The 12,027-nt window shown below is 51.7% G+C and carries 9 protein-coding genes; all 9 read right to left on the bottom strand.

Features of this window, described 5'->3' with window-relative positions; all coding sequences use genetic code 11:
- Positions 1-4: 4 nt before the first annotated feature.
- Positions 5-1,996, bottom strand: coding sequence for a beta-galactosidase (locus tag CVV77_RS17225; RefSeq protein ID WP_100276023.1), 1,992 nt, complete (start codon positions 1,994-1,996; stop codon positions 5-7).
- Between the two features lie 5 nt (positions 1,997-2,001).
- A complete protein-coding gene (locus CVV77_RS17220; protein ID WP_100276022.1) occupies positions 2,002-2,655 on the bottom strand; it encodes a rhamnogalacturonan acetylesterase in 654 nt (217 codons plus the stop codon).
- A gap of 165 nt (positions 2,656-2,820) precedes the next feature.
- The gene (gene rhgX / locus CVV77_RS17215; RefSeq protein ID WP_100276021.1) at positions 2,821-4,659 is read right to left on the bottom strand and encodes a rhamnogalacturonan exolyase; all 1,839 of its coding nucleotides are present in this window, start codon (positions 4,657-4,659) and stop codon (positions 2,821-2,823) included.
- Between the two features lie 45 nt (positions 4,660-4,704).
- A complete protein-coding gene (rhgW, locus tag CVV77_RS17210; protein ID WP_483861831.1) occupies positions 4,705-6,549 on the bottom strand; it encodes a rhamnogalacturonan lyase in 1,845 nt (614 codons plus the stop codon).
- A 138-nt stretch (positions 6,550-6,687) separates the two neighbouring features.
- On the bottom strand, positions 6,688-7,314 hold the full coding sequence (locus CVV77_RS17205) for a YesL family protein (protein ID WP_084990780.1): 627 nt from the start codon (positions 7,312-7,314) through the stop codon (positions 6,688-6,690).
- Positions 7,311-7,973: a YesU family protein gene (locus CVV77_RS17200; RefSeq protein WP_100276019.1), complete on the bottom strand. Its 663-nt coding sequence runs from the start codon at positions 7,971-7,973 to the stop codon at positions 7,311-7,313. Before CVV77_RS17200 ends, CVV77_RS17205 begins: the two co-directional genes overlap by 4 nt.
- Positions 7,966-8,664, bottom strand: coding sequence for a rhamnogalacturonan acetylesterase (rhgT, locus tag CVV77_RS17195; protein ID WP_084990784.1), 699 nt, complete (start codon positions 8,662-8,664; stop codon positions 7,966-7,968). The genes CVV77_RS17200 and rhgT overlap by 8 nt, the downstream gene beginning before the upstream one ends.
- A 13-nt stretch (positions 8,665-8,677) precedes the next feature.
- The gene (yesS, locus tag CVV77_RS17190) at positions 8,678-10,963 is read right to left on the bottom strand and encodes a transcriptional regulator YesS (RefSeq protein ID WP_100276018.1); all 2,286 of its coding nucleotides are present in this window, start codon (positions 10,961-10,963) and stop codon (positions 8,678-8,680) included.
- Between the two features lie 22 nt (positions 10,964-10,985).
- Entirely contained in the window at positions 10,986-12,020 is a 1,035-nt protein-coding gene (yesR, locus tag CVV77_RS17185) for a rhamnogalacturonyl hydrolase YesR (protein ID WP_100276017.1), read from the bottom strand.
- Positions 12,021-12,027 lie beyond the last annotated feature (7 nt).

The following is a 12,027-nucleotide window of genomic DNA, read 5'->3' as shown; positions in this document are numbered from 1 at the left end:
TCAGCTACGATTTGTCAAACTGAATCACACGGTATTCATGCGGTCCGACCGCCAGCCTCCCCGCTTTCGCCGAACAGTTTGTCAACAGATCCGTTCCCGTTTCCGTCAGTGTCACGCTTCCGCCTTTTCCATCCATATTGATGATGATCCACACAAGGCCGTTATCGCCTTTGCGCGGGGCAACGATCGTGCCGGGTGTAACATCCGACCGGACAGAAATGGCTGCTTCAGCCGCGTAATGCCTGACGAGCGCTTCCAGCATTGCATCCCCTTCTTCCCCGGATGGAAGCGAGCCGAGCATGACGATTTTCCCTTTGCCGTGCTTCTGTTCTGTCAGAAAAGCATGGCCTGCTCCCGGTCCTGATTCAACCGTGCCGAGGGTGTTTCCGTTCTTTGTATCAAACACCGCGCTCCACAGCCCGAGCGGCGCCGTGATGCCAAACGCTTTTCCTGTATTCACGTCCTCGTTCATTGGAAAGGTAAACAGCGTTTTGATCCCGGCTGTTTTCTCAAGTTCTCCAAGCCCGCAATCGGTATGAATCGTATGTTCGCTTGTGCGCCCACCAGTCAGCGGCCCGGCGATCCAGATGCCGCCCGCTTCAGCGAATGCCGAAGCTTTGTTGATAAATTCAGCAGACAGATACGGCACAAATGGCGTAAACAGCAAGCGGTAGCCGTCCAGCGGAACGCCTTCCGGAATGAGGTCACGGTGAATCCCCGTGTTAAGAATGCGCTCATAAAAGTGCGTCACTAGCGAACGGTGCTGGAGTCCCCGGTGAGGCTCAGTTTTGATAAATGCTTTTGCTCTGTCGGAGTAAGTCATCGCCGCCTCAGCTTGAACGGGTTCAGTCGATAGAATGACCGGTTCGATTTCCTTTCTTGCCCGCTCGACCGCCAGCACATTTCGGTAGCCGACGGTGGGCTCGCCCCAGGCACTCAGAACAGAACCGTGTGAAATCTCACTGCCTGAACGCTGCTGGCGCCACAGCCAATAGCAAAAGCCCTCGCTTCCTAAGGCGTAGGAGGATACGGCTTCAGCCTGCAAATACCCGTCGGCGTGCGGGAAAGCGGAGCTTTCGAGCGAGGCAGCATATGACGGACTCGTTTCCAATATCCAAAACGGGCGCCCTTGTTTCAAATTTCTCCATAAATCACAGTTCAATAAGAAGGCAGCGGCGTTTTCCTGAGAAGCGTACGTATCATAAGAGGCAAAATCAAGATTCCGAAACATCCGCTCATTGTCCACACTGAACATGACAGAGCCGTTATGCGTGATCTGCGCATCCGAATAGCAGCGGATGATTTTGGCCTGTTCATCGGCAAATAAAGCGATCATCTCCATCGAAAACAGCTGATACATGGTGCTTAGTGAGGCGTGATGCAGAAACGGGGCTGGCCCCGGCTGCGGCACCTGCTCAAATGTCTGGTAGGTTTCGCTCCACACATCGGTTCCCCATGCTTCGTTTAACCGCTCAATCACGCCGTAGCGATTTTTGAGCCAGTCATGCCATAGGCGCAAGCACGTCTCACACATGCATTCAGCAACATGGCATTTAAACTCATTGTCGAGCTGCCAGCCGATCAGTCCCGGGAGCTGGCCAAGCTCCTTGGCGATGCTTGTGGTGATGATGGCGGCTTTTTTTCGGAAATACGGGTTGTTCGTACAAGCATGCTGACGGGAGCCATGCCCCATGATCTCTCTTTTTTCGTTTACATGCATGCGCTCCGGACTGCCGTGCGACAGCCAAATTGGCGGTGTAGGCGTCGGCGTGCACATGATCGTTTCGATGCCGTTTTCATACAGCCGGGTGATGATCTTTTTGAAAAAACCAACGTCAATTTTTCCTTCCTCCGGCTCCATGACGGACCAGGCAAATTCGCCGATCCGCACAACATTGATGCCAGCTTCACGCATCATGTCAATATCCTGCTGAATCGTCTCTTCATCCCATAATTCCGGATAATAGCAAGCGCCGTGATATAGTTTTCCCCTCACATTTTTCACCCTTCTTTGATGATCGATTCTGTCAATGGCAGGCCGAGCTCCTTTATGCCTTTCGCCACAAGTTTCGCCATTTCATTTGCGCCTTTTTTTGTAAAGTGCGTGTAATCGTTAATCCCTTCAGAAATCATAAAATAGGTGTACACTTTTTCCTCGCCCTTTTCGGTAAAGAAAGCGAGGCTTTTCTCCATCAGATCAATGAGCTGGACATTCTCTTCTTCAGCCGTTTGCTTCATGGCAATACAATAATCAGGAAAGTCGTTCAGAAACACGCCGTTTTCGTAATGAAAGCGGGCTACGGGGGTAATGAGAAGCGGATGGGCGCCTTTTTCCCGCGCACCTGCGATATACTGCTTTAAATATTGTTTATAGGTGGTATAAGGCTCGGTGTAGCGCTCCGGCTTATTTTTCGACGCGTCATTATGACCCATCTGCACAAACAGCCACTCATCCGGCTCGATCACATCAAGGATCGCCTGAAGCCTGCCCTCTTCCACAAATGTTTTCGAGCTTCTTCCCCCGATCGCCCTGTTAATCACTTGAATATTCTCCGGCAGATGTGAGCCGAGAAACTGTCCCCAGCCCCCTTGATTTGTGCTGTCTCCATACGTTTGAACAGTCGAATCTCCGGCAAGATAAATATGATTTGCCATTACTCATTCCCCCTCGTTTTTTTCATTTCATATGGCTTCGATCATGGTAGCCCTTCCCTTGAAAAACCGGTGAGTGCAACGCCTGAACATTGTTCGTCCTGCCCTTTGATAAACCATCCTTTCAAAGCAGTCAGCTTTTGCTTTGTATACCACCATACGTTCCTCCTATAGCGCCGCCTCCGCTTTGCTGCTCGCTATGTACAGAGCGGGCTTCGGCGGTTTTTTCATTCCCGTTCCAAGATAAAAACCTGTGTGCGGCGGCTGGTTGTAGGCGGTGTTCTGCCAGGCAATGCCAAGCCTGTAAACCGGGTCGTGCATGAGCGTGTAAAAGCGGTAGCGGGTGAGATGTGTCGTTGTATAGATGCGAAGCGCGCTGCTGTCTTCCGTTCTCCATATCACTTCTTCCCGCCAGTCTCCGAACAGATTGGCCTGAAGAACAGGGTTTCCTTTCGTGCCGTTGTTGGACAGCACGCCGTCCGGCTGAAAAATCGTCTTCAGACAGCGCTTTTCAGCATCCCATTTTTCAATCTTTGGCCTGCCGATTGTTCCGTTCCAGTCATGATCGAGCAGCTCCCTGACCAAGTCGCCGTCCCACCAGATGGCGAAATTGGCTGAGGCAGGCGCTTTGTCGCTGATTTTTTCTCCTTTGCTCGTAAAAAGGCCGTATGACATTCCGTCATTGCCCGGCGGATCAATTCCCCAGACAAGCGACCCTTTGTAGTTTGGATCGATATGAGCAGCCATACCTCTGCCGACATCTGTCCCGGCATGGACGCCCCATAATATCTCGCCGGTTCCGGCATCTCGCAGTGACAGTCCGTACGGCTTCGTGGCATCCTCATGCACCTGAAACACTTCAAGCCCTTTTCTGGACGGATCCAGATCCCCTACATGCATCGCATCTCCGTGCCCGAGCCCCGTTGTGTACAGGCCGGTACCGTCATGATCGACCGCCATGGCGCCGTAAATGATTTCATCCTTCCCGTCTCCGTCAACGTCCGCCACGCTCAAGCTGTGGTTGCCCTGCCCTCCGTACGCTTCATTACCCGGCTGATTGGAGTCAAATAGCCAGCGCTTTTTAAGCCTCCCGTTTCTGAAATCGTATGCCACGAGCACCGCTTTCGTATAGTAGCCGCGCGCCATCACGAGGCTCGGCCGTTCCCCATCCAAATAAGCGATTCCGGCGAGAAAACGGTCCATGCGGTTTCCGTAGCGGTCTCCCCAGTCATCCAGCTTGCCGCGGGGCGGTTCATATTCCACGGTCGTGAGCGCTTCACCGGTTTCTCCTTTAAACACCGTCAAATATTCCGGACCGGACAGGATTCTGCCCTGTTCATTTCTAAAATCGGCATGCTCATCGCCGAGGATGTGTCCTTTCCCGTCTGTTGTGCCGTCGGCTGTTTTCATGGCGATTTCTGCTTTTCCGTCACCGTCCAGGTCATAGACCATAAACTGGGTATAATGCGCGCCCGCTCTGATGTTTCTGCCGAGGTTAATGCGCCACAAAAAGGTGCCGTCCAGTTTATAGGCATCTATAAGAACCTCCCCGGTATATCCGTCATGGGCGTTGTCTTTCGAATTGGACGGGTCCCACTTCAGGATGATTTCATATTCTCCATCCCCGTCCACATCCCCGACACTGGCATCATTGGCGCTGTAGGTGTACGGCTTTCCATCCGGCGTCACACCGCCTTCCGGTTTGTTAAGCGGAACCTCTAGGACATTTTCCCGCCAGACGGAAGCTTCTTTGGAAAGCTTTTCTTCCCGTCCTTTATTGACGGCCGCCACCTGATAAACAGAGTCCGCCGTCCCGTTTTGATCAAGAAAATTGGTGCTGTCCGCGATCGGCTCGCGGGTGATCCGCTTTCCGTCCCGATAAAGGTGAAAAGCCGTCGTCTCATGATCCGTTCCGAGAAAACGCCAGCTGACAAACACGCCCTGCTCTGTCTTGACCGCAATTAGACCTCTGGTCAAGTATTCCATCTGCCTCTTTTTTGGTTTCATTTGATGGGAACGGGCTGCGCACAGCCCGTTCCTTCCCCCTTTCTGTTAAGGCGTATACATATTCGGTCTTGGCTGTTCCGCCATGCCGTCCCCTAAAAAGAAGCTTGTGTGCGGCGGCTGATTATACGCGACATTTTGCCAGGCGATGCCAAGCCGGTACACAGGATCGTGCATCAGCGTGTACAGTCTGTGCTCAGTCGGAATGGTCGTGGTGTAAATGCGGAGCGCACTGCTGTCCTCCGTTCTCCACACGACTTCCTCGCGCCAGTCACCAAGCAAATCAGCCTGAAGCGTTGGTGTTGCTTTTGTACCGTTGTTGGCGGCCGCGCCTGATGCAGTCAGCACATTTTTCGATACGCCGTTTTGATAATCCCACTTATCGATTCGGTTGCTGTCCAGCTGTTCCCGCAGCAGGTCGCCGTCCCACCAGATGCCGAAGTTGGTCGAGGATGGAACGCTGCTTCCGATTTTGACTCCTTTCGCTGAGTAAAGAGAACCGTTTGCCCATACTTCCTGTCCCGGGTAACGCGGGTCAATATCAGCAGCCATCCCCCGGCCTACATCCTTGCCGGCATAAACGCCCCAAAGGATTTTTCCGGTTGCCGCATCACGGAAGGATAAGCCGTATTTTGCGTTTTTGTCCTCATGAACCTGAAACACCTCAAGACCAGGCCGGCTCGGATCAAGATCCCCGGTATGGAGGGCATCCCCGTGGCCTAAGCCAGTCGAGTACATGCCTTTGCCATCATGATCAACAGCCATTGAGCCAAAAATGATCTCATCTTTACCGTCTCCGTCAACATCCGCGATGCTCAGGTTGTGATTCCCCTGTCCGGCAAACACTTCATTTCCCGACTTCGAAGAATCAAGCGTCCAAAGCTTTGACAGCTTTCCGTCTCTGAAGTTATAGGCGACAAGCATGGTTTTGGCATAATACCCTCTAGTCATGATCAAGCTCGGCCGCTGTCCGTCGAGGTAGGCAATGCCGGCGAGAAAACGATCAACACGGTTGCCGTAGCTGTCTCCCCAATCCGACACATTGCCGCGCGCCGGTTCAAAGTTTGCGGTGACAAGCTCTTTCCCGGTTGCACCTTGAAACACAGTGAGATATTCAGGGCCTGAAAGCACACGCCCCTGTTCATTTCTGTAATCAGCATTGGCATTTCCAATCACTTTGCCCGTGCCGTCTTTTGTCCCGTCTGCCGTTTTCATCGCCACTTCCGCTTTTCCGTCACCATCAAGGTCATACACCATAAACTGGGTGTAGTGCGCTCCCGCTCTGATGTTTTTGCCGAGATTGATCCGCCATAATTTCGTTCCGTCCAGTTTATACGCGTCAATCAGCACGTCACCCGTATAGCCATCCTGTGAATTGTCCTTTGAATTAGACGGGTCCCATTTCAGGATCAGCTCGTATTGCCCGTCTCCATCCACATCGCCAACACTTGCGTCATTGGCGCTGTAGGTGTAAGCTTCACCCTTTGGCGTCGTACCGCTAGCCGGTTTATCCAGCCGGACAGAATGATACGGCTGCGCCCATACGGAGGCTTTTTCAGAAGCCGCCTGTTCGGTTCCGTTTACGATAGCCCGAACCGTATACGCAGAGCCCGCCGATCCGTTTTTATCCACATAGTTCGTGGTTTTGACAGGCGCAGCATTCAGCTTTTGCCCGTCTCTGTACACATTGAACGAAACCGATGCGTTTTCAGTGCCAAGAAACCGCCAGCTGACAAAAATGCCGCCGTCCGTCTTGACCGCCACAAGCCCCCGGTTCAGCGCTTCCATCTGCCACGCCGCCCCTTCAGCTTTCACAGGACATACAGAGGCCCCCATCACCAACAAGACCAGCAACGTAACAGCGGTACATATGTGTTTCCTTCGTGTAATCATCAGACAGCTCCTTCTCATTTATCTGTAAGCGCTTACTTAAATTGGATTTTATGCGTTGCGGGAGCTGTCTTCAATTTCACTTTTTTGCATCTGCCTTTTTCGGACACTGTACTTTTTTGCGTGATTGTCATTTTTTTGTTACCCGGCTTGGCGGTGCTGGGCCTCTGTCTTTTGAAACCCTCTGAAAGCAAAAAACATCGACACAAGCCCAAATAAACATGGGCCGTAAAATGGAATCAGGCCCGGGAGCGTATACAGCAAATAAAGGACAAATCCGCACCCGATCAGCATACAGCCGGTCGTCAGCGGCCGCATGGCGCCAAACAGCAGCGCTTGAGGAATATATTTGCGAAGCGGGAGCTGGTAGTGCACATAAAGGGGAAACACATACATCAATGCGATGATATACAAAAGACCCGCAAGCAGCGTGCAGCTCGTCACGGTAAAGGACAGCCAATCCGTACTGAGTGAAAAATAATGATAATTCGCTGACAATATAAGCAAAAGAGCAACAAACGCCAATCCGATCGCATTGACCTTGAGAAACTCTTTTTTGTAGGTAGCGAGGAATAACGGAAACACCGGGATATCCTTTTGCCCCATCAGCCATTTCCGTATGACGGCACACATCGCGGCAGTGCTCGGCGCCCATCCGAAAAGAACGCCGCCCAAAAGCGTAAACAACAGCCACAGCCCGTTGAGCCACGCAATTTTCACCACCGCTTCGCAGCCCGCATAGAGCGCATCCGTTACCGTCGTCTTCATCTTCTCACCGCTTGATGCACAGCAAAATCTCGATAAGCCGCATTCATGGGCGCCATCTGACGGAATCCGATTTTCCCTTTCGTTAACACAGGCCCATACGTACTGCCGTCGTCCATCCACTCAAGAATGGGCAGATCATTGATTGAAAAGTGCACATAACCTTTGTCTTTGATGAGCTTCATATGATACGGAGAATCAGCGTCGTCTGGAGAAGGCAGCGGATCGGCTCCCATCGCGGCGAGGTGGAAACCGCGGCTTTTTCTTAAATTGCAAGTGCGGAACGCTCTTTCCTCCGCGTATTTTCTGCGGAAATACGAGAGATGGAGCGCGTTGATGTCCCCCGAATGATATTCGGGGTATTTTCCCGTTCTTTTCTTGAGACTCGGATCAAACAAATCCTCGCCTCCAATCCCCGCAGCGGAAAAAAACAGCATACACAGTCCCGGCTGCTCAATCGGAGAGAAGTCCCACGTCACAATGACGCCGTCTGGAAAGGTTTCGGGGCACCAAAAGACAAAATGTGCTTCGTCTTGAACATGCGACAGGTGCAAGCGGTGATCGTCAAATGAGATCTGTCCGCCTCCCTCCATCCGCCAGTCCTTCACATCGCTTGCTGACCGGAGCGGATTGCGGTACAGGCACGCGCCTTCCTTATACATATTCTTTTCCCTCCCGGCTCACAAGGTGGTCCTTCAGCGGAAGGCCGAGCTCTTCAATACCTTCTGCCACAAGCTTCGCAACCTCCATTGCCCCTTCTTCCGAAAAATGCGTATTGTCCTCAATGCCGTCCGGATAATTCGGATGTTCATTCGGCTGAAACCAAACGAACAATCGCTTCGACTCCTCCGGTCCGTATGCTTCATAGAGCTCCTTTGTTTTTGCCAGCAGATCAATCACGGGCACATCAAGCTCCTTCGCCAGTGCTTTCATCGCATCAGGGTACTCGCCGAGCGTATGCTCAATCCGCCCGTTTTCATCGAAGCGTCGGCGCTGCACTGATGTGATAAACACAGGATGCGCTCCCTTTTCGCGTGCCGTATCTGCAAACAGGGTGAGAAATTGCTGAAACGTGAAGTACGGCTTCGTCCCGCGCGGTTTCTGGTCATTGTGGCCGAATTGAATAAACAAATAATCGCCTTGCGTGATGCGCTCGGCAATCGCCTGAAGCCTTCCTTCCTCCACAAAAGAATTGGTGCTCGCTCCTCCTTTGGCGTGATTGTGCACCTTCACATCTTCAGAAAACAATTGCCCGAATACCTGCCCCCACCCCGCCATCGGCGCTTCATGAGGCGGGCAGTCACTCACGGTGGAATCCCCCGCTAAAAACACTTGAATCGGTTTCTCCATCACATGTTCTCTCCTTTCAAGGCGTTTCCTGATACATTTGCCTGAAGACACCCGGCGGCATGCCGACCTGCTTTTTAAAAATCCGATTGAAGTAATTGTGGCGGTAGCCGACTGCTTCTGACACATCATGAATTTTTTTATTCGTATTCACCAGCAGTTCTTTCGCCTTTTCAATTCTGATTTGGGTTACATAATCAATAAAATTAATGCCGGTTACTTGCTTAAATGCCTTGCTTAACGTATATGAATTCATGCCGAGCGCATCGGCACAGCTTTCCAGTGAAATATCCGCCATATACTGTTCGTGAATCATGGCTATGACACGTTCCGACAGCTGCTTTTGCTGTCTGTTTTTTCTGCCCTCAAGCTTGGAAAGGTAAGGCGTTACGACAGCATCCATCAGCCAGGCCGCCGCTTCACCGGGTTCGCGCAGTTCTGAAATGTCAAGAAGCAGATCTCGATGCTGAAGCAGTTCACTCGGATTGAGCCCGGAATGCAAAATATCCTCCTGAATGCGGGAAAACAGCTGAATCAGGGCGGAGTGCACATGCCTGTCTATAGCCGCCTTTTCCGCCAGTTCCTCCATGCATACACGAATCAGTTCCTCGGCCTCCTGTTTTCTTTCCAGCCGGATAGCCTGAACAATTTGTTTTTCCAGTTCAAAAGGATAATAAGGGGCGGATTGCTCATCCTGAGGGAAGTCTGCCTGCAAATCAATCACCTGATGCCGGTTGGCAAACTGCCTGCGGGATTTGCCGCTTTTCACATCGTGAAATAAAGCAGGGATCTCCGTGACACGCTCCGCCTTCCTGCTCATCGTTCCGGTCAGGCTTAATCCGGTGACATCACCAAATTGGCATGCCAGCTCCGTTACATACGCCTTCAGATCAGAGCTGTTTGTTTTCATCACAAGCACGGTGACGGAAAGCCGGCCGATATCAAGTATGGAGGGATGAAAACAGCGTTTTGCCGCAAGCTCCTCAGCCAGATTGGTCAGGGTAAATACAGCGAGCTGTTCATCACCTTCACGGAAGATGCTTTTTTCACAGCGGAGCCCTGTCACCTGAAGATCAAGCACATGAAACACGTTTTCTCCGATGCTCCATCCAGCCTCCTCCATCCGCGATCTGAGGCTTTCCTCGTTGTCATAGTAAAAATCGCCCTGCAAGAGGTGCTGCAAAAAACTCTTTTTCATGTGGGGTGTCTGCCGCAGGAGCTGCTCTTGCAGCTTCCGGCTTTCAAGGGATAGATCATGCCATCTCTTTTCAATCCACTTGAATTCATCCTGCCCGGACGCCTGCCATGTTTTCTTCTCTCCGCCGGTAAACAAGCCAAGCAACTGCTGAATGGGACGATAGATTTTTTTTGATGCATACCACGTCATGCACACCGCTAAGATAACGCAAATGACAAGCATCACGATGATCACTTTTGATAAAAACACCATCGGCGCTGTAATGGCTGAAAGAGGCGCCGCTGACACAAAGGTCCACTTCTGATGCATTCGGTTCATATCCCCAAAGGAGACGGAATACACCGTGCCGTCCCATTCCATCTGAAAATGGCCTTTCTCTTTCGGCTGTTTTTTTACCTCTTGAAGTAAAGTCTTTTCAAAATCTATTTCTCCCTCGTGAAAAAGCACCTCCTGATTTTGATCCAGAAGCAGCGCACTGCCATCAGGATAAGGGGACAAGCTTTGCAGGATCGACTCCATTTCTTTCGGATCAACCGCCAGCATGATCGCGCCGAACGGTTTCTCCGCCGCGCCCGGAATGAGCTGGATCAGCATCGCCTGATTTCCCGACCGGTTCCAATAAATACTGTTGTCTGAGGCAAGCAGCGGGCGATACTTGCGAAGTGCCTCCTGTTCTGTCAAAGCGCTGTATTCGGGGCTCAGCACAAGAGGCCGGGGGCTGTTCAGAAAGATGGAAGCCTGCTCAATCAGCGGCTGCTGGTCCCGTAAAAGAAACAGCTTTTTCGTTAATTGATAGGAGAACGTAAAGTCTTTCTCCAAATCCCTCTCGGCCAATCCGTTCATCAGCGAAGAATCGTATGCCATCTGGGTGAGAGTCAGCTCGAGCACTCCAAGCTTCTCATCCATCCGGCTGACTTCACGCGCCACCTGTGTTTCATGCGATTTCTGCAGCTCTTTCTCTACCTTGTCGATCGAAAGAAAGTAGATAGCGCCGCCAGTCAGCAATCCGGGAATACAGGCAATCAGCAAAATGAAGACAAAGTTTCTTTTGAAATACGTTCCCTTCCAGCGTGAAACCCCTTCCTTCTGTTGAGGCTTTTTTTTCATCCCTTTCCCCCCGCCGCCGTCTTTACTGATACACGCGTTTTTTCGTTCTCAAAACATCAGCAAGAAACGTCAGCGCAAGTCCCTGTCCCCATCCTTGTATTCGTTTGTAAGGCACCTGTTTGTATCCTTCGGCATTTTTCATGACGGCTGTTCCGGCCGATACCTTGCTGACCCGGCCGTCCTCTTCCACCGCATCCAAAATGGCGGAAAGCGATTTCTGCACGTATTTTGTATAGAGCTTTCCGCTCGACAGCAGAGCAGAGGCAATGCCCGCCGATGCCGACACCTCGAGATACGAATCCGGATCATCCAAAATGGTATGCCACAACCCTGATTCATCCTGAAGCCGGACGAGTGCGCTCAGCTGGTCTCTGAGCGATCCGTCGATGATCATAAAGGAGGGATGCGTCACCTCAATGAGCGGGAGCGCCTTCGCCATCGTGAGTGCTGCCCAGCCATTCGCCCTGCCCCAATAAATCCCTGACAGATGATTTTGCGCTTTGTTGTCCCAGGCGTGGTAGTACAAATTCGTAACGGGGTCTTGAAGCACGTCTTCATGTCCGTGAAACTGGCGCAGACCGTCTTCAAAATAATCCTCGCGCTCCATCACCCGCCCGATTCTCAGCATAAACAGCCCCGCCATCATCAGCGTATCCGCCCATGCCTGCTCAGGAAACACATATTCAGCCGAATTCACCGTATGCTGAAGGATGCCCTCGCTGAAGCGCGGCGCTTTATGCAGCACATATTCCGCCATCTCGCCGGCCGTTTCCAAATACACGTGATCACCCGTCACTTTATGGAGAAATAAAAGCGTATGTCCAATAGATACCCCGTTGATCGAAAGCGGCGGCAGCCCATCCTCCAGCTGTTCATCCACCCACGTTTTTAACAGATTGATATATTCCTCGTTTTCCGTTGCTTCATAAGCTTCCGCCACGCCGTAAAACGCGACGCCGCCCGGCCAATCCCATGCAAAATCCATCTGAAATGTCCGTTTCACGATCCGGTCAATGACGGACGTCACCTTTTCTTCATCAAAAATAAGCTGTGCCATCTGCAAC

The sequence above is a fragment of the Bacillus sp. SN1 genome (genome assembly GCF_002796895.1).
Lineage (GTDB): Bacteria > Bacillota > Bacilli > Bacillales > Bacillaceae > Bacillus > Bacillus inaquosorum.
This window is presented reverse-complemented; position numbering and strand designations above follow the sequence as displayed.